The organism is Acidaminococcus massiliensis, from assembly GCF_900095825.1.
Classification (GTDB): domain Bacteria; phylum Bacillota; class Negativicutes; order Acidaminococcales; family Acidaminococcaceae; genus Acidaminococcus; species Acidaminococcus massiliensis.
The window spans coordinates 2391578-2409311 of sequence record NZ_LT608315.1 but is presented as its reverse complement, the minus strand read 5'-3'; the positions used below and the strand labels follow the sequence as shown (position 1 = coordinate 2409311).

Genomic DNA, 17734 nt, shown 5'->3' with positions numbered 1-17734 from the left:
AACAATCTCCCCGCCGCAACTGCGGCAGGGATTTTTTTCTTCTATACTCACTGTTTCGGCGGCCGTACCGGCGGGGGCGTGGAGCTCTTTCCTGACCGAGGCGGCTGAGGGACGTTCCCGCCGCCTGGCAGGGAGTCCTCTTTCTTGGAGTTCTGTTTCTTGGTATCTTGTTTCTTGGCGGTGTCTTTCTTAGGCTGGGCTTTGGGGGCTTCATATTTCGGTGCAGGCATCTTGAAGCCGTCCGGCTTTTCGAAGTCTTCTGCAGGGATGCCGTCCAAGGCACCGCTCATGAAGGTCCGCCACAGAGTGGCCGGCTCACCGCCACCTGTCATGCCGCCCAGGGATTCGTTGTTGTCATCCCCGATCCATACGGCACAGGCCAGGTTGGGCGTAAAGCCCACGAACCAGGCATCATGGTAAGTGTCAGTGGTCCCGGATTTCCCGGCGCAGGGACGGTTGATGGCGGCCCCCCGGCCAGTACCCCGGGTCATAACGTCTTCCATCATGGAAATCATCATGTAGGCGGTTTCCGGTTTCACAGCCTGGGTGGGATTGGTTTTGTGTTCATAGAGCACTTTGCCGTTCCGGTCCAGGATCTTCACAATGGGAGTGGGTTTGTTGAATTTCCCCATATTGGCGATGCCCGCATAGGCACCGGCCATTTCCAGAGGCGTCACCCCGTGGGTCAGGCCCCCTAGGGCCATGGCTGCGTTGTCGTCATCATCCACCAGGGTGGTGATCCCCAGCCGTTTGGCCAGTTTCAGGGTCTTTTCCGTTCCGTACTTCATGGCCACCTTGACGGCAGGCACGTTGTAGGAATAGGTGAGTGCCGTCCGGTAGGACACGGTGCCATGGAAGCTCCGGTCATAGTTCTGGGGGTTCCAGTCTCCCGGGATGGGGGAGTCCTGGACGGTATCGCTGGGAGTGGCACCCTGTTCCAGGGCGTTCATGTAAACGAAAGGCTTAAAGGAAGAACCAGGCTGCCGTTCCGCCATCACGGCACGGTTGAACTGGTCCGTGCCCCGGCCTCCGATCATGGCCTTGATGTAGCCGGTCTTGGGATCTACGGCTACAATAGCGCTCTGGGGCTGTTTCAGCTTGCTGCTGTCCGTATAATATGTAGGCGTCAGGGCCGCCGCTTTTTCAGCGGCTTTCTGCATATCCGGATCCAGGGTGGTGTAGACCTTCAGCCCCTGTTTGTATACGGCATCAGGACCGAATTTATCCACCAGCAGCTGGATGCAGTAATCGATGAAATATTTCTTGGAGCCCGGGGATTCATTGAGGCTCTTGTAGGTCAGGGGTTCCGCATAGGCTTCATCCGCCTGTTCCTTGGTGATGAACCCGTATTTGGTCATCTGTTCCAGCACTGTCTTCTGCCGGGCCTTGGCGGCTTTGGGATTGGACAGGGGGGAATAGTAGTTGGGGCTCTTGGGGATCCCGGCAATCATGGCACTCTGGGCCAGGTCCAGATCTTCCACATGTTTGCCGAAATAGGTGTTGGAGGCGGTTTCCACCCCATAAGCACCCTGGCCGAAGTAGATCTGGTTCATGTACATTTCCAGGATTTCCTTCTTGGTGTATTTCTGCTCGATTTGGAGAGCGATGAAGGCTTCATGGAGCTTCCGGCTCAGGGTCTGTTCCTGGGTCAGGAAGTAGTTCTTGGCCAGCTGCTGGGTAATGGTGCTGCCGCCCTGGACCTCGCCCCACCGGATGTAGGTGTAGATGGCACGGCCGATGCCCCGGAAATCGATGCCGCCGTGTTCATAGAAACGGATGTCTTCCGCTGCCAGGAAAGCGTGCTGCAGGTTCTTGGGCACCTTGTCGATGGTCACCGGGATCCGGTCTTCCTCAGAATCTACGGTGGTGATCAGATTGCCCTTGGCATCAAAAAACTGAGAAGAAGCCATGGGGGCCATGTCCTTGGTGAGGATCTTGGCTGTGGTGAATTTGGCCACGGCGAAGAAGGCGGCAACCGACAGGAAACCTACCAGGATCAGGGCCATGATCGCTGAAAAAATCGTCCCGCCCAGTTTCTTGCGTTTGTGGGGGGAAGGGGAACCGAAGGGCATCCTCCAGTTCTTGTTTTTGTTGCTTGTCATCACGTCAGCTCCTATAATAGATAAAAATAGAGATTGAGAACATAAGTTACAGGATATTATACCACATTTGGCTTGTTAGTTGTATAACTCCCTGTTTAGAAGAGGAAAGGCTTTAGGTTGCCATTTTCTTCCGGCAGTGTTATAATGACTTAGAAAACTGAGGCAGACCTTAGAGAGTGGGTATTTTATACCCGCTCTTTCGTTTACTAGGAAGGAAGAAGCAGAGGTGTCTGAATGGACAAAAAGAAAATCACGGAGCGAGTGACGGAATTGGTGTCTCCCATTGTGGAAACAGCCGGCCTTGAACTGGTGGATGTGGAGTATGTGCGGGAACGGGATTGGTTCCTGCGGGTGTTCATCGACAAGGAGGGCGGCATCGATATCGATGACTGCTCGGCGGTGAGCAATGCCCTGGCCAAAAAGCTGGATGAGGAAGACTTCATTAAAGAAAAGTATTATTTGGAAGTTTCGTCTCCCGGCATCGACCGGCCCCTGAAAAAAGATAAGGACCTGGCGGCCCACTATGGAACCAAGGTGGATCTGGCCTTTTTCGCCCCCTATGAAGGGAAAAAGCAGCTGACCGCCGTGCTGAAGAGCCATGATGCAGACCATCTGGTGGTGGAAGATGGCAAGCAGCAGGAACGGACCATTGAACGGAAGCTCATTGCTTCTGTCCGGCCCCATATCGATTTTTAATTTATAATTATATTAAGGAGGAGTTTTGAAGTGAATGCGGATTTCGTGAAAGCCATTGCGCTCTTGGCCAAGGAGAAGGGGATTTCTCCGGATGTACTGTACAGTGCAGTGGAGGAAGCCCTGATCACCGCCTATAAAAAGAATTACGGCTCTGCCCAGAATGTGCGGGTTTCCATGCATAAAGAGACCGGGGAGATCCATGTCTATGCCCGGAAGAACATTGTAGAAGAAGTCACGGATCCGACGACGGAAATCAGCCTGGCAGACGCCCAGAAGCTCAATGCCCATTATCAGGCCGGGGATATCCTGGAAACGGAAGTGACCCCCAAGAACTTTGGCCGGATCGCTGCCCAGAATGCCAAGCAGGTGATTGTCCAGCGGATCCGGGAGGCAGAACGGGGCATGGTGTATGAACGGTATTCCGACCGGGAAAATGACATCGTCACCGGGACTGTCCAGCGGATCGAAGGACACAACGTGTTCATCGACCTGGGGACGGCAGAAGGCCTGCTGCTGCCCAATGAACAGATCCCTCATGAGACGTATGATTACCATCAGCGCCTGAAGTGCTATGTGGTGGAAGTGAAAAAGACCACCAAGGGGCCCCAGATCATCCTGTCCCGGACCCATCCCGGCCTCTTGAAACGGCTGTTCGAACTGGAAGTCTCTGAAATCCAGGACGGCACCGTGGTCATCGACAGTGTGGCCCGGGAACCGGGGATGCGCAGCAAGATCGCTGTCCACAGCACCAATCCCAGTGTGGATCCGGTGGGGGCCTGTGTGGGCCCAAAGGGCATGCGGGTCCGGGCCATCGTGGATGAACTCCGGGGCGAAAAGATCGACATCGTGAAATACAGCGAGGACCCGGAAGAGTACGTGGCTAACGCACTGTCTCCTTCCAAAGTGGTCTCCGCCCGGGCCAGCAAAGAAGAAAAGATCTGCCGGGTGGTGGTGCCTGATTACCAGCTGTCCCTGGCCATTGGCAAGGAAGGGCAGAATGCCCGCCTGGCTGCCAAACTCACCGGCTGGAAGATCGACATCAAGAGCGAAAGCCAGGCTGCGGCAGCAGAAGTAGAAGCAGAAGCGGCCCAGGCCCAGGAAGCCCAGGAGGCTCCTGAGGAAAGTGGTGAGGACGCATGAAAGTGAAGAAAATCCCCCAGCGCACCTGCATCGGCTGCGGGGAGACCCACAATAAGAAAGAAATGGTCCGGATCGTCCGTTCCCCGGAAGGGGAAGTGAGCCTGGACCGTTCCGGCAAGAAACCGGGCCGGGGCGCCTATGTGTGTCCCAACCCTGCCTGCATCGAAAAGGCTTTCCAGAGCAAAAGCCTGGAAAAAGCCCTGCAGGTGAAGGTTCCTCCGGAAACCAAGGAAGCATTGCTGGCGGAGCTGTCTCATGAAAACCGATGAGGAACTCTGCTTCGCCCTGGGCCTGGCACAGAGAGCCGGAAAAGTGGCATCCGGCGATCAGGGCATATGGGACACGCTGAAAAAAGGGCGTGCCCGCTATGTGCTGATTGCCGCAGATGCCTCCCAGCGCACGGTGGAAAAGATCCAGCGCTGGTGCGACGCCAACCAGGTCCCTTACGGAAAACGGTTGGACCGGGCACGGATGGGGGCCGCCCTCGGGAAAGCTCCCCGGGCTGCTGTCATTCTCCTGGACGACAATTTTCGAAAGATGATGGGCTTGTAACTATGGAGGTGTGCGGATGACAAAATATAGAATCTATGAAATTGCCAAAGAACTGAATCTGGACAACAAGAAAGTCCTGGGCTTTCTGGCTGACCATAAGATCAACGTGAAGAATCATATGAGCACGGTGGAGACCAGCGTGCGGGATATGATCGTGAAGGGGCTGAAGAACAACCAGGGGACGGTGAAGGCGGCTGCCCAGAAGGCCCAGGATAAAGCGGCCCAAGTGGTGAAGCCTGTCATGGAAAAAGTGGCCCAGGTGAAGAGTGACGTGGCGGTGGGCAAAGCGGCCATCCAGGCCCATCATGCCCAGCAGAAGGAACAGGCCCGCAGCGGGGAACGGACGGCCCAGGAAAACCGGAATGACCGGCGGGGCGACAGCCGGGGAGAGCTGCGGAGCAATGATCGGAACAATGACCGGAACCGGGAACGGAACGGCCAGAACCGGGACAATGGCCGGCGGGGCGACCGTCCCCAGAACAGCCAGAACCAGAACCGGGATGGCGGCCGGCGGGGCGACCGTCCCCAGAACGGCCAGAACAGCCGGAACGGAAATGGCGGGAACCGGTTCAGCCACAACGACCGCAGCGGCAATAACCGGAACAAACCCCAGAACGGAAGGGGTACCAAACCAGCAGCCCCTGTGAACATGAACAGCGCCCATGCCGGCAAAGAAATGGGCAAACGCAGCGGCGGCCATAACCATCAGGAAAAACGGGAGAAGATCAAGGGCTCTTACGCTACCCGGGAGGACCGTCCTACCCGCAGTGCAGATCATATGATGAAGAATCACAAACATCGGAACAACAACACCAATACCCATACCGCTCCGGCCAAGAAGGTGGAAACGGTGCGTCCTTCCAGCATCGAAGTGGGCGAGAGCATCAGTGTCAAGGATTTTGCCAAGCTCCTGTGCCGGGACGTGAATGAAGTGATCAAGAAATTGTTCATGCTGGGCAAGATGGTCACCATCAACCAGGAAATCGACCATGAGACCGCGGAACTGGTGGGCATGGATTTCAACTGCGAAATCAAAGAACCGCCCCCTGAAGCAGATCCTACGGAAGTGCCGGAAGTGGAGGATGACCCAGCCCTGCGGGTGCCCCGTCCCCCTGTGGTGACGGTCATGGGCCACGTGGACCACGGCAAGACCTCTCTCCTGGATGCCATCCGGAAGACCAATGTGACCGCCCGGGAAGCCGGCGGGATCACCCAGCACATCGGGGCCTACCGGGTCGTCTGCCAGGGCAAGCCCATTGTGTTCTTGGATACGCCGGGCCACGAAGCCTTTACGGCCATGCGTGCCCGGGGGGCCCAGGTGACGGATATCGCCGTGTTGGTGGTGGCCGCTGATGACGGGGTGATGCCCCAGACCATCGAAGCCATCAACCATGCCAAAGCGGCCAAGGTCCCCATCATCGTGGCCATCAACAAGATTGACAAGGAAGGGGCCAATCCGGATTTCGTCATGCAGCAGCTGTCGGAACACGGACTGATCCCGGAAGCCTGGGGCGGCGAAACCATCATGGTCCCGGTATCTGCTCGGCAGAAGACCGGCATTTCCGACCTCTTGGAAATGATTCTTCTGGTGGCGGATATGTTGGAACTGAAAGCCAACCCCAACCTGCCGGCCCACGGCACCATCATCGAAGCCAAGCTGGATAAGGGCAGAGGCCCTGTAGCTTCTGTACTCATCGACCGGGGCACCCTGCATATCGGGGATTCCATCCTGGCCGGCACCTGCTACGGCAAAGTCCGGGCCATGGTCAATGACCGGGGCGAAAAGGTGAAAAAGGCCCTGCCTTCCACTCCTGTAGAAGTCCTTGGGCTCAACGACGTGCCGGAAGCCGGGGATATCCTGGATGCCTGCGAAGAACATGTAGCCCGGTCCGTGGCGGAAAAACGCCTGGCCAAGCAGAAGATGGAAGAACAGAAGAAGGCCAAGGTTTCCCTGGACGATATCTTCAACCGGATCCAAGAAGGGGAACTGAAGGATCTGAACATCGTGGTGAAAGCCGATGTGCAGGGCACCATCCAGGCCCTGGAACAGGCCCTCACCAAGATCAAGAACGATGAGGTGAAAGTGGTCATCGTCCATTCCGGCGTGGGCGCCATCAATGAATCCGACGTGATGCTGGCTTCCGCAGCCAACGCCCTGATCATCGGCTTCAACGTCCGTCCGGATGCCAATGCCCGGAAGACCGCCGAAGCGGAAAAAGTGGATATCCGGACCTACCGGGTTATCTACGATGCCCTGAACGATGTGGAAGCCGCCATCAAAGGGATGCTGGCCCCCAAGTTCAAGGAAAAGATCATCGGCCATGTGGAGATCCGGAAAGTGATCCCCATCAACAAGATCCTCATTGCCGGGGCCTATGTGAAAGACGGAAAGATCACCCGGTCCGCCAAGGTGCGGCTGGTCCGGGACGGCATCGTGATCCACGAAGGGGAACTGGATTCCCTGCGCCGGTTCAAGGACGATGTGAAGGAAGTGGCAGCCAACTTCGAATGCGGGCTGACCCTGGCCGACTACCGGGACATCAAGGAAGGCGACCAGCTGGAAGTCTACGTGATGGAAGAAGTGGCCGCAGAATAAGGAGATACTATGTCGAAACTTCGTGCGGAAAAACTGCAGGCGCTGATCAAGCAGGAAATGAGCAACATGCTGATCCGGGATGTGAAGGATCCCCGGGTGAAGTTTGTGACCGTTACCGGTGTGGAAGTCAGCAACGACCTGAGCTATGCCAAAATCTATGTGAGTCTCTATGGCAGTGAAGAACAGCAGGCGGAGGCTTGGAAGGGCCTCCAGTCCGCCCTGGGCTTCTTCCGGCGGGAAATCGCCCGGCGCATCGAGCTGCGGGTGGCTCCGGTGCTCAGCTTCCACAAGGATACGTCCATGGAATACAGCGCCCATATCGAATCCATCCTCCATGAACTGAAGAAAGAAGAGAACCATGAGTAAAGAGGTGGACCTGAGAGAGGCATGGCAGCTGCTCATGGGGGCCCAGAGCCTGGTATTGGTGAGCCATGTGGGTCCGGACGGGGATACCCTGGGGTCCACCCTGGGTCTGGCCCGTGCCTTGAAGCTGGCCGGAAAACGGGTGCGGCTGCTGGTGGATGACATCCTGCCGGCCGTGTACCAGTTCCTCCCGGGGCTGGAAGCCTATGAACAGCCCAAAGCGGGGGAAAAGATCCCCTGCGATTTGACGGTGGTGGTGGATGCGTCTTCCAAAGACCGGATGGGGGAGGCAGAGAAATGCCTATCCGCGCCCATCCTGAACATCGACCACCATGTGTCCAACACCCGGTATGCGGATTATCTGCTGCTGGATGAAAAGGCAGCGGCCACCGGGGAAATCATGTACCTGATGCTGGAAGCCAACAGGGTGCCCGTGGACCAGGAACTGGCCACGGACCTGTATACGGCCATCGTCACCGACTGCGGCTATTTCAAGTACGCCAACACCACCCCTCGGTGCATGCGGGTGGCGGCGGACCTTTTGGAACGGGGCGTCCGGCCGGATGAGATCTCCGACCAGCTGGAGCTGAAGGCCCGGAACTCGGTGGAGCTTTTGGCCAAGGTGCTGCCCAGCCTGCACTTTTATGCAGGGGGCAGGATCGCTACCCTGGAAGTGCCTTTTGCCCTTTATGACAAGACCATTTCCACGGAAAGCTTCATCTATCATCCCCGCTACATTGCCGGGGTGGATGTGGCCGTGCTCTTCAAGCAGGTGGAACCCAAATCCACCCGGGTGAGCATGCGCTCCAAACAGGTGGATGTGAGCAAAGTGGCCGTGGCCTTCAACGGAGGAGGCCATCCCAAGGCAGCGGGCTGTACCATCGGCCTGCCTTTGGAAGAGGCTAAGAAGGCTCTCTTGGAGGCCCTGGAAAAGGCACTGGAGGCATTGTGATGGATGGGATTTTCAACGTACTCAAACCACCGGGCATGACCAGCCATGATGTGGTAGGGGCCCTGCGGAAAATCCTCAATATGAAGAAAATCGGCCACGGGGGGACATTGGATCCCCTGGCTGCCGGTGTGCTGCCGGTCTTTACCGGCACCGCCACCCGTTTCCTGGAGTATGCAGCCCATGAGGAAAAGAGCTATCGGGCCGAATTGACTTTCGGGATCCGGACGGATACCGGAGATACGGAAGGGCAGGTCATTGCCCAGAGTCCGGTGAGGCATCTGACTGAGAAGGAAATCGAAGGGACCCTGGCTTCCTTCCGGGGAGAGGGGACCCAGATCCCGCCCATGTACTCTGCCATCAGCGTGAAAGGGACCAAGCTGTACAAATTGGCCCGGCAGGGCATCGAAGTCAAGAGGGAACCCCGGCCCATCACCCTCTATGCATTGGAGCTGGTGGACTATACCGGAAAGACCCTGGTGTTCGACGTGACCTGTTCCAAGGGTACCTTCATCCGGACCCTGTGCGAGGACCTGGCAGCCAAACTGGGGATGGCAGGGACCATGAGTTTCCTGCTCCGGCGGAAAGCTGGGGTGTTCCGGCTGGAAGACGCCCATACTCTCCAGGAAATCGCAGCGGATCCTGCCAGCTGCTGTGAGGGCATCGAACCCATCCTGGCGGCTTTTCCCAGGCTTACAGTGAACAGCCTCCAAGGACGGCGGATCGCCCAGGGGGTAGCTACCACCCTGCCAGGGATCCAGGAAGGGATCCTTTACCAGCTCTGGACCCGAGAAGGGCTCCTGGTGGGGCTGGCCCGGGCAGTGGACGGGCGTCTCCGGGCCCACAAGATCATCCATATCCCGGAAGTGGAGGATAGGACAGGGAAGGAACCATGAAACTGATCACATCACTGGACGAACTGCATAATGCCCATCTCCTGCCTTCTGCAGCAGCCCTGGGGACCTTTGACGGGGTCCATTTGGGACACCAGGAAGTCATCGGGACCACCCGGACCTACGCCCGGCAGCACAACCTGCAGCTGATGGTCTTTACCTTCAGCACCCATCCCCTGGCCAGCCTGAAGCCGGAACTGGAACCGCCCCGGCTCTTGGACAACGCTACCAAAGTGAAGCTGATGGTGGAACTGGGGGTGGACATCCTGGTGAACATCCCCTTTACCCGGGAATTGGCGGCCATGAGCGCCGATGCTTTCCTGGAAATGTTGGTCCGCTGCGGGGTCCGGGCCGTGGGAATCGGGGACAACTTCAGCTTTGGCGCAGGGGGAAAGGGCAATGTACGGCTCCTGAAAACGGAGCATACCCGTTTCGGCCTCACCATCCTGTCCCGTCCTCTCTTGAAAAAAGACGGGCTGGTGGTGAGCAGCACCAACATCCGGAAAGCCATCGCGGCCGGACGGGTGGAACTGGCTGCTGCGATGCTGGGCCGTCCCTATGAGATCCGGGGCCAAGTGGTGCCGGGGGATCAGCGGGGACGGCTGCTGGGTTTCCCCACCGCCAATCTCCGGCTCCTGGGACAGCATTTCGCCATCCCAGCCTTCGGGGTCTATGCAGGCAGGGTGCTGGTGGATGCTGCCTGGTACGGGGCCATGGTGAATGTGGGGGATAATCCCACCTTTGCCAATCAGGAAACCCGGCTGGAGGCCCATCTCTTCCATTACCATGACAATCTGTATGGAAAAGAGCTCCGGGTGCAGCTGCTGATGCGGCTGCGGGGAGAACAGAAGTTCTCTTCCCTGGAAAAGCTCCAGGAACAGCTGAAGGAAGATGCCCGGATGGCCCAGGGACTTTTGCTGGCCCAGGAAGGAGAGGGAACCCGGGAAAAGAAATAAATGGAAAAATCCCTTGCACAAAGGGTCCATCCATGATATTATATTTTGGTAAAGCTTATTGGTGGAGGTGAGAACATGCCGAATATTAAGTCTTCCATTCGTAGTGTCAAGACTGATGCCGAACGGCGCGCTGCCAATGGCCCGGTGAAAGCTGAAATCCGCAGCACCGCACGCAAGGTTGAAGCTTTTGCTGCTGCAGGATCCAAAGAAGAGGCCCAGGCCACTTTGAAAGTAGCAGCGAGCTTATTAGATAAAGCTGCTCGGAAGGGCACGGTGAACAAAAAAGCCGCAGCTCGCAAAAAATCCCGTTTAGCTAAGAAAGTCAATGCAGTAAAATAAGGCTGAACAGCAGGAAGGCTGACAACATTGGTTGCCGGCCTTTTTTGTTGTATGGAAAAGGAGTTTCGACAATCCATCAAAAAGCATGATATAATAAAATATTGAAATTCCAGCCTGCACTGCAGGTGAATCATAGAAAGTGAGAGAACCCATGGCAAAACGTGATCATATCCGTAATTTTTCCATCATCGCCCATATCGACCACGGGAAATCCACCCTGGCCGACCGGCTCATTGAAATGACCGGGACCCTGTCCAAACGGGAAATGGAGGACCAGATCCTGGACTCCATGAGCCTGGAACGGGAACGGGGCATCACCATCAAGGATCAGGCCGTCCAGCTGGACTACAAGGCCAAGGACGGGAATGACTATATCCTGAACCTGATCGATACCCCGGGGCATGTGGACTTCTCCTATGAAGTCTCCCGGGCCTTGGCAGCCTGTGAAGGGGCCCTCCTGGTCATCGACGCCACCCAGGGCATCGAGGCCCAGACTTTGGCCAATGTGTATCTGGCCATGGACCATGACCTGGAGATCATTCCGGTGATCAACAAGATCGATCTGCCCAGTGCCGATGTGCCCCTGGTAGAAAAGGAAATCGAAGATGTGCTGGGCATCGACAAAAGTGACTGTGTGCTCTGCAGTGCCAAGACCGGCCTGGGGGTGGACCAGGTGCTGGAAGCGGTGGTGAAACGGGTGCCTCCGCCCAAAGGGGATCCGGCAGCACCTCTCCAGGCCCTGATCTTCGATTCCAAATTCGATGCCTACAAAGGGGTCATGCTGTATGTGCGGGTGGTGAATGGCTGCCTGAAGAAAGGCATGTCCATCCGGCTCATGGCCACCGGCAAAGTCTATGAAGTGACGGAAGTGGGGGTCTTTAAACCGGCCATGGTCAATGTACCGGAATTGGGAGAAGGACAGGTGGGCTTTTTGGCTGCTTCCATCAAGACCGTGAAGGATGCTCGGGTGGGGGACACCATCACCGACAACAATCGTCCGGCCAAGGAACCTCTCCCTGGCTATCGGAAAGCCACCCCCATGGTGTACTGCGGCCTGTACCCTGTGGAAAATTCTGATTATGACAATCTCCGGGATGCCCTGGAAAAACTCCAGCTCAACGACGCTTCCCTGACCTTTGAACCGGAAACTTCCACCGCCCTGGGCTTCGGATTCCGCTGCGGCTTTTTGGGGCTGCTCCATATGGACGTGATCAAGGAACGGCTGGAACGGGAATACAACCTGACCCTGATCACCACTGCTCCCAACGTCATCTATGAAGTGGTGAAGACCAATGGGGAAATCGAAATGGTGGACAATCCTTCCCAGTTCCCCAATCCCACGGTAATCGAGCATGTGGAAGAACCTTTCGTGAATGCCACCATCATCGTGCCCAAGGATTTCGTAGGGTCCATCATGGAACTGTCCCAGGAAAAACGGGGAGAGTACCAGAATATGACCTACCTGGACGAAAACCGAGTGATGATCCACTATGCCCTGCCTTTGTCGGAAATCATCTTCGATTACTTCGACCGGCTGAAAAGTGTTTCCCGAGGGTATGCGTCCTTGGACTATGAACTCAGCGGCTACCGGGCTTCCGATATGGTGAAAGTAGATATCCTTTTGAACGGAGATCCGGTGGATGCCCTCAGTGCCATCGTCCATCGGGACCGGGCCCAGTACTGGGGCCGTGCCCTGGTGGAAAAGCTGCGGAAATTGATTCCCCGTCAGCTCTTTGAGATTCCCATCCAGGCAGCCATCGGCAGCAAGATCATCGCTCGGGAAAATGTCAGTGCCCTGCGGAAGGATGTGCTGGCCAAGTGCTATGGGGGAGATATCACCCGGAAAAGGAAGCTGCTGGAAAAGCAGAAGGCCGGGAAAAAGCGCATGAAGCAGGTGGGAAGCGTGGAACTGCCCCAGGAAGCCTTTATGGCCATCTTGAAAATGGATGACAAATGATGGAGGGAAAGGAGCTGGTCCCATGGTGACCCTGCAGAAATCCACCCAAGAACTGATCTGCCAGTCCCTTCGGGGACGGATGGCCTCCGGTGATCTGGAAGCGGGTACGGAACTGAAACAGGTGGAGCTGGCCAAAACCTACGGCGTATCCCGGATGCCCATCCGGGAGGCCCTCCAGAGCCTGCAGCTGGAAGGACTGGTGACTCGGCTCAGCAACCGGCATATGGTGGTTTCCTCCCACGCCCGGGAGCTTTTGGAGAATCGGAAGGAGATGGCTGGAGAAGCGGCACTGACGGGGAAAACCTCTTCCCGGGCCGGTTCCGGCAAGCCTTCTCCGGACTATCCCCGGGTGGAAACGGAAATCTCCGCAAAACAGGTGGGGAAGATCCATCTCCTGCCGGCCCGGGAACAGGTGGCCTCCTATCTGCGGAAGGCCATTCTTCGTCGGGAGATCCCGGAAGGGAGTATCCTGACTTTGGAAGAGACAGCCCGGCATATGGGAGTCTCTGCCACCCCGGTGCGGGAAGCTCTGCAGCTGCTGGCCAGCCAGGGGCTGGTCCGGCTGCGTCCCAACAAGGGAGCCGTGGTACTGGGCATCGATGAAAAATCCATCCGGGACCATTTTGCCGTCCGGGAACTGCTGGAGGGAGAAGCAGCAGCCCTGGCTGCCCGGCCTGGCAGCGACCTCAAAGAAGTGGAACGGGTCTATGCCGGTATGGTCAAATGTATGGAAGAACACCGGTATGGGGATTATAAGCATTATAACGAGAGTTTCCACATGGCCCTGTGGGAGGCGGCGGACAATCCCAAGCTGACCCAGATCCTGGCAAGCCTGTGGAACGGCCTTTCCTTAGGGTTCCTGGTGACGGAAACCGACTATGCCAAGATTTCCTTCTTTGAACACGAGCAGCTGATGGAAGCCCTCCGGGACCACGACCCGGAACAGGCCCGGAAACTCATGGATGAACACATGAAACGGAGCATGGAGAACATCCTCACCAACTATCGGGAACAGGTGGAAAAGGGCGGGGGTGCGTGAGCGCCCCCGCCCTTAGCAGTAGAGCCGCACAGCGGCTCGGTCTCGAGTCTCGAGACTCATAGCTCGAGACTCGAGACCCAAAAATTAGCTGTTGCTTCGGCAGCAACTAATTTGTATTTATGATATTCTATCCAACTTGTAGCCAAAAATCAGATAATTCCAAATCCCCATTGACTCTTTCTGCCAATGGGGGTATAGTATCATCAAGAAATGGATACATTATCAAATATCAAAATTAAATCCAGCGCGCAGGATTGATGGAGAACAAAGGAGGAGAAACCATAATGTCACCCATTGCCATAACTTTAACGTTACTGGTCCTTGTCATCATCCTGTTTGTCACCGAAAAGCTGCCCCTGGCGGTTACGTCCATGATTGCCCTGATGGTGCTGGTCCTCACTGGGGTCCTGAGCCCCAAGGATGCCTTTGCTGGGTTCGTGGACAACAACCTGATCCTGTTCGTGGCTATGTTCGTCATCGGCGGTGCCTTTTTTGAAACGGGCATGGCCAACAAGGTAGGGGGCATCGTGACCCGGTTTGCCAAGACTGAACGGCAGCTGATCGTTTCCGTCATGCTGGTCACCGGCATCATGAGCGGTTTCCTGTCCAATACGGGCACCGCCGCCATCCTGATCCCTGTAGTCATCGGCATCGCTTCCAAATCCGGTTTTGCCCGGTCCCGGCTCCTGCTGCCGCTCATCTTCGCAGCGGCTATGGGCGGCAACCTGTCCATCATCGGGGCTCCTGGGAACCTGTTAGGGAAAAGCGCCCTGGAAGCGGTGGGCCAGGATATCGGATTCTTTGAATACGGCTATGTGGGACTGCCCATCCTGCTGATTGGCACCCTGTTCTTTGCCACCGTGGGCTACCGGTTCCTGCCGGACCACCAGGGCAAGACCGGGGAGAGCATCTACGACAAAGCTCCGGATTTCTCCCAGGTGGCTCCCTGGAAACAGAAAGTTTCCCTGATCGTCATGGTCCTCACCATCATCGCCATGATCTTCGAAAAACAGATCGGCATCAAATTCTACCTGTCCGGCTGCATCGGAGCTCTGGTGCTGGTGACCCTGGGCGTCATCAGTGAAAAGCAGGCTTACCAGTCCATCGACCTCCAGACCCTGTTCGTGTACGGCGGCACCCTGGCTCTGGCCAAAGCCCTGGCCAAGACCGGCGCCGGCAAGGCCGTGGCCGATACGGTGATCAGCCTGTTGGGATCCAATGCTTCCCCGCTGCTGCTTTTGGCAGTGATCCTGCTGCTCAGCTGCGTGATGACCAACTTCATGAGCAACTTCGGCACGGCGGCCCTTTTGATCCCCATCAGCGTGAACATTTCCGAAGCCATGGGGGCGGACCCCAAAGCGGTGATCGTCGCAACGGTCATCGGAGCTTCTCTGGCTTTCGCCACTCCCATCGGGATGCCGGCCAATATGATGGTATTCGCTCCCGGGGGCTACAATTTCAACGATTACGTGAAAGCCGGACTGCCCATGGTGATTATTGGCTACATCGTCTCCCTGATCCTGCTGCCCATCCTGTTCCCCTTCTATCCCTGATGGAACCGGAATCGATGAATAGAAAACAACCTGTGTGTTCAAGTATAAGGAGGAACTGCAAATGTCTAAAGAAGCCCAAGTCAAACAGATGACCGACATCATGGCCAAGTTCGTCGGCTATACGGCCAAAGTACTGCCCGATGATGTGGCCGCCAAACTGAAGGAATTGGCCGAAAAGGAAACGGTGCCCATTGCCAAGCTGCTGTACGAAACCTACGCCAAGAACCAGAAGCTGGCTAAGGAACTGAACCGTCCGTCCTGCCAGGATACGGGAGTGCTCCAGTATTTCGTGAAATGCGGCACCAACTTCCCGCTGATTGGGGAACTGGAAGGCCTGCTGAAGGAAGCCACCGTCCAGGCCACCTTCGCCACCCCCCTGCGCCACAACAGCGTGGAGACCTTCGATGAATACAACACTGGCAAGAACGTAGGGAAGGGGACTCCCACCGTGTTCTGGGAAATCGTCCCGGATTCCGATACCTGCGAAATCGACACCTATATGGCTGGGGGCGGCTGCACCCTGCCGGGCCATGCCATGGTACTGATGCCCGGTGAAGGGTATGAAGGAGTCACCAAGTTCGTCCTGGAACGTATGTATACCTACGGACCCAATGCCTGCCCGCCTTTCCTGGTAGGGGTCGGGGTGGCCACTTCTGTGGAAACTGCCGCTCTCCTTTCTAAAAAAGCCCTGATGCGTCCTCTGGGATCCCACAACCCCAATCCCCGGGCTGCAGAAATGGAAAAACTCCTGGAAGAAGGCATCAATAAGATGGGCCTGGGGCCTCAGGGTATGACCGGCAGTGCTTCCGTCCTGGGCGTCCACATCGAAAACACCGCCCGTCATCCGTCTGCCATCGGGGTGGCTGTGAACATCGGATGCTGGAACCATCGCCGGGGCCACATCATTTTCGACAAAGACCTGCATTACACCATCACTTCTCATAAGGGGGCTGAATTATAATGGCTAACAAAGTCGTGCTGCATACACCCATTAAATCCGAAGATATCGAGAACCTGAAAATCGGAGATATCGTCTATCTGACCGGCAAAATCACCACCTGCCGGGATGTGGCTCACCGCCGTCTCATCGAAGAAGGCCGGAAGCTGCCGGTGGACCTGGAAGGGGGCGCCATTTTCCATGCTGGCCCTATCGTCCGTCCCATCGAAGGCCAGGAAAATGCCTATGAAATGGTTTCCATTGGACCTACCACTTCCATGCGGATGGAAAAATTCGAAAAGGATTTCATTCCCCAGACCGGCGTGAAGCTGATCGTAGGCAAAGGGGGCATGGGCCAGGATACCATGGATGCCTGCCAGAAGTACAAGACCATCTTCTGTGTGTTCCCCGCCGGCTGTGCCGTGGTCTCCGCTGTCCATTTCAAGAAGATCATCGATGCCCAGTGGAAAGATCTGGGGATGCCGGAAACCCTGTGGACCAGTGAAGTGGAAGAACTGGGGCCCCTGATCGTGGCTGTTGATACCAAAGGCGGCAACCTGTTCGAAGAAAACAAGAAGACCTATAAGAAACGGGCTGAAGAAGTGTACGAGGAAATCATTCCCCACGTTCGGTTCATTAAATAAGGAGAAGGGGGCTGTTGCCTAGGCAACAGCCCCTTTTTATGGTATCCTTTTCCTATGACTGACGAAAAGGGGAATACTATGGAGCAAGTGAAAGGAAATCTGATGCTGCTGCTTACGGCTTTGATCTGGGGCAGCGCTTTTGTGGCCCAGAGCGTGGGCATGGACTATGTGGGGCCTTTTACCTTCAACGCCGCCCGGAACCTTTTGGCCACTGGAGTCCTGGTGCCGGTGGTACTGGCTTTTGGGGGAAAACACCGGGGCAATCTGTGGCAGCGGCTGAAGCCGGATGGGGTAACGGTGAAAGGAGGCCTTTGCTGCGGACTGATCATGGGGATCGCCAGCAACCTCCAGCAGGTGGGGCTTTCCATGACCACCGCCGGGAAGGCCGGCTTCGTCACGGCCCTGTACATCATCCTGGTGCCCATCCTGGGACGCTTTTTGGGGCGGACAGTGCGGAAGATCCTGCTTCTGTGCGTGCCCATGTCCCTGGTGGGGTTCTATCTGCTGTGCGTGAAGGGGGACTTTACCGTTTCTTTCGGGGATTTCCTGGTGTTCTGCTGTGCGGTGTTCTTCGCCCTCCACATCCTTTTTGTGGACCATTTCCTCCGGAAAGGGGCCAGCGGGGTACGGGTGGCCTGGATCCAGTTCGCCATGACCTGCCTTTTGTCCGCCCTGGGGGCCCTAGTGTGGGAAAGGGTGCCGGCAGGAGGCTTGGGCAGTGCCCTGTGGGGGGGCCGGTGGCCTCTGCTATACACTTCGGTGCTCTCCAGCGGGGTGGCCTATACCCTCCAGATCATCGGCCAGAAATACACCGAACCCACTACTGCTACCTTGATCATGAGCCTGGAATCCGTGTTCGCTGTGCTCTCCGGCTGGCTGTTCCTGGGGGAAGTGATGGACTTCCGGGAAATCATCGGCTGCGTGCTGGTGTTCGTGGCAGTGCTGCTGGCGCAGCTCTAGGTTTCGCATTTTCTTTTTTTCTGTTATAATAGAAATGTATTTAAAATATATACATATC

Annotated in this window: 17 protein-coding genes and 1 pseudogene; 17 read left to right on the top strand and 1 reads right to left on the bottom strand. The window is 56.5% G+C overall.

Annotated elements, in window-relative coordinates:
- Positions 1-47 precede the first annotated feature (47 nt).
- Positions 48-2102, bottom strand: coding sequence for a transglycosylase domain-containing protein (locus BQ2657_RS11525; protein ID WP_075580738.1), 2055 nt, complete (start codon positions 2100-2102; stop codon positions 48-50).
- A 234-nt stretch (positions 2103-2336) separates the two neighbouring features.
- Between BQ2657_RS11525 and BQ2657_RS11520 the strand changes: the two genes are divergently transcribed.
- The 17 genes and pseudogenes from BQ2657_RS11520 to BQ2657_RS11445 all read left to right on the top strand — a co-directional run bounded on the left by BQ2657_RS11520 (position 2337) and on the right by BQ2657_RS11445 (position 17676).
- Positions 2337-2798 carry a ribosome maturation factor RimP gene (locus BQ2657_RS11520; protein ID WP_075580737.1) on the top strand — a complete coding sequence of 154 codons (462 nt, stop codon included), beginning with the start codon at positions 2337-2339 and terminating at the stop codon, positions 2796-2798.
- A gap of 30 nt (positions 2799-2828) precedes the next feature.
- Positions 2829-3938 carry a transcription termination factor NusA gene (gene nusA / locus BQ2657_RS11515; RefSeq protein ID WP_075580736.1) on the top strand — a complete coding sequence of 370 codons (1110 nt, stop codon included), beginning with the start codon at positions 2829-2831 and terminating at the stop codon, positions 3936-3938.
- Entirely contained in the window at positions 3935-4207 is a 273-nt protein-coding gene (gene rnpM, locus BQ2657_RS11510) for an RNase P modulator RnpM (protein ID WP_075580735.1), read from the top strand. Before nusA ends, rnpM begins: the two co-directional genes overlap by 4 nt.
- Entirely contained in the window at positions 4194-4490 is a 297-nt protein-coding gene (locus BQ2657_RS11505; protein WP_075580734.1) for a L7Ae/L30e/S12e/Gadd45 family ribosomal protein, read from the top strand. Before rnpM ends, BQ2657_RS11505 begins: the two co-directional genes overlap by 14 nt.
- A gap of 16 nt (positions 4491-4506) precedes the next feature.
- On the top strand, positions 4507-7086 hold the full coding sequence (infB, locus tag BQ2657_RS11500) for a translation initiation factor IF-2 (protein ID WP_075580733.1): 2580 nt from the start codon (positions 4507-4509) through the stop codon (positions 7084-7086).
- 9 nt (positions 7087-7095) lie between these two features.
- Positions 7096-7452, top strand: a complete 357-nt coding sequence (gene rbfA, locus BQ2657_RS11495; RefSeq protein WP_075580732.1) for a 30S ribosome-binding factor RbfA — start codon at positions 7096-7098, stop codon at positions 7450-7452.
- A complete protein-coding gene (locus BQ2657_RS11490; RefSeq protein ID WP_075580731.1) occupies positions 7445-8401 on the top strand; it encodes a DHH family phosphoesterase in 957 nt (318 codons plus the stop codon). The genes rbfA and BQ2657_RS11490 overlap by 8 nt, the downstream gene beginning before the upstream one ends.
- Positions 8401-9294 (top strand): tRNA pseudouridine(55) synthase TruB, encoded by an 894-nt coding sequence (gene truB / locus BQ2657_RS11485; RefSeq protein WP_075580730.1) that lies wholly within the window; start codon positions 8401-8403, stop codon positions 9292-9294. The genes BQ2657_RS11490 and truB overlap by 1 nt, the downstream gene beginning before the upstream one ends.
- The gene (locus BQ2657_RS11480; protein WP_075580729.1) at positions 9291-10247 is read left to right on the top strand and encodes a bifunctional riboflavin kinase/FAD synthetase; all 957 of its coding nucleotides are present in this window, start codon (positions 9291-9293) and stop codon (positions 10245-10247) included. Before truB ends, BQ2657_RS11480 begins: the two co-directional genes overlap by 4 nt.
- Positions 10248-10322: 75 nt before the next feature.
- Positions 10323-10586, top strand: coding sequence for a 30S ribosomal protein S20 (gene rpsT, locus BQ2657_RS11475; protein ID WP_012938698.1), 264 nt, complete (start codon positions 10323-10325; stop codon positions 10584-10586).
- Between the two features lie 151 nt (positions 10587-10737).
- Positions 10738-12543, top strand: coding sequence for a translation elongation factor 4 (gene lepA / locus BQ2657_RS11470; protein ID WP_075580728.1), 1806 nt, complete (start codon positions 10738-10740; stop codon positions 12541-12543).
- Positions 12533-12751: pseudogene (locus BQ2657_RS13805) on the top strand (GntR family transcriptional regulator); the annotation flags it as partial. The gene lepA and the pseudogene BQ2657_RS13805, both read left to right, overlap by 11 nt.
- Before the next feature lie 153 nt (positions 12752-12904).
- On the top strand, positions 12905-13582 hold the full coding sequence (locus BQ2657_RS13800) for a GntR family transcriptional regulator (RefSeq protein ID WP_367620927.1): 678 nt from the start codon (positions 12905-12907) through the stop codon (positions 13580-13582).
- 284 nt (positions 13583-13866) lie between these two features.
- On the top strand, positions 13867-15135 hold the full coding sequence (locus BQ2657_RS11460; protein WP_075580726.1) for an SLC13 family permease: 1269 nt from the start codon (positions 13867-13869) through the stop codon (positions 15133-15135).
- 61 nt (positions 15136-15196) lie between these two features.
- Positions 15197-16096, top strand: a complete 900-nt coding sequence (gene ttdA, locus BQ2657_RS11455) for a L(+)-tartrate dehydratase subunit alpha (protein WP_075580725.1) — start codon at positions 15197-15199, stop codon at positions 16094-16096.
- Positions 16096-16716, top strand: coding sequence for a L(+)-tartrate dehydratase subunit beta (gene ttdB / locus BQ2657_RS11450; protein WP_075580724.1), 621 nt, complete (start codon positions 16096-16098; stop codon positions 16714-16716). Before ttdA ends, ttdB begins: the two co-directional genes overlap by 1 nt.
- Before the next feature lie 54 nt (positions 16717-16770).
- Positions 16771-17676, top strand: a complete 906-nt coding sequence (locus BQ2657_RS11445) for a DMT family transporter (protein ID WP_232709082.1) — start codon at positions 16771-16773, stop codon at positions 17674-17676.
- Positions 17677-17734: the final 58 nt, after the last annotated feature.

What these genes read in the sequence shown, in the direction of transcription:
- BQ2657_RS11525 (WP_075580738.1), bottom strand. Translation starts at nt 2,102, where the DNA reads ATGACAAGCAACAAAAACAAGAACTGGAGGATGCCCTTCGGTTCCCCT.
- BQ2657_RS11520 (WP_075580737.1), top strand. Translation starts at nt 2,337, where the DNA reads ATGGACAAAAAGAAAATCACGGAGCGAGTGACGGAATTGGTGTCTCCC.
- rnpM (WP_075580735.1), top strand. Translation starts at nt 3,935, where the DNA reads ATGAAAGTGAAGAAAATCCCCCAGCGCACCTGCATCGGCTGCGGGGAG.
- BQ2657_RS11505 (WP_075580734.1), top strand. Translation starts at nt 4,194, where the DNA reads ATGAAAACCGATGAGGAACTCTGCTTCGCCCTGGGCCTGGCACAGAGA.
- infB (WP_075580733.1), top strand. Translation starts at nt 4,507, where the DNA reads ATGACAAAATATAGAATCTATGAAATTGCCAAAGAACTGAATCTGGAC.
- rbfA (WP_075580732.1), top strand. Translation starts at nt 7,096, where the DNA reads ATGTCGAAACTTCGTGCGGAAAAACTGCAGGCGCTGATCAAGCAGGAA.
- BQ2657_RS11490 (WP_075580731.1), top strand. Translation starts at nt 7,445, where the DNA reads ATGAGTAAAGAGGTGGACCTGAGAGAGGCATGGCAGCTGCTCATGGGG.
- truB (WP_075580730.1), top strand. Translation starts at nt 8,401, where the DNA reads ATGGATGGGATTTTCAACGTACTCAAACCACCGGGCATGACCAGCCAT.
- BQ2657_RS11480 (WP_075580729.1), top strand. Translation starts at nt 9,291, where the DNA reads ATGAAACTGATCACATCACTGGACGAACTGCATAATGCCCATCTCCTG.
- rpsT (WP_012938698.1), top strand. Translation starts at nt 10,323, where the DNA reads ATGCCGAATATTAAGTCTTCCATTCGTAGTGTCAAGACTGATGCCGAA.
- lepA (WP_075580728.1), top strand. Translation starts at nt 10,738, where the DNA reads ATGGCAAAACGTGATCATATCCGTAATTTTTCCATCATCGCCCATATC.
- BQ2657_RS11460 (WP_075580726.1), top strand. Translation starts at nt 13,867, where the DNA reads ATGTCACCCATTGCCATAACTTTAACGTTACTGGTCCTTGTCATCATC.
- ttdA (WP_075580725.1), top strand. Translation starts at nt 15,197, where the DNA reads ATGTCTAAAGAAGCCCAAGTCAAACAGATGACCGACATCATGGCCAAG.
- ttdB (WP_075580724.1), top strand. Translation starts at nt 16,096, where the DNA reads ATGGCTAACAAAGTCGTGCTGCATACACCCATTAAATCCGAAGATATC.
- BQ2657_RS11445 (WP_232709082.1), top strand. Translation starts at nt 16,771, where the DNA reads ATGACTGACGAAAAGGGGAATACTATGGAGCAAGTGAAAGGAAATCTG.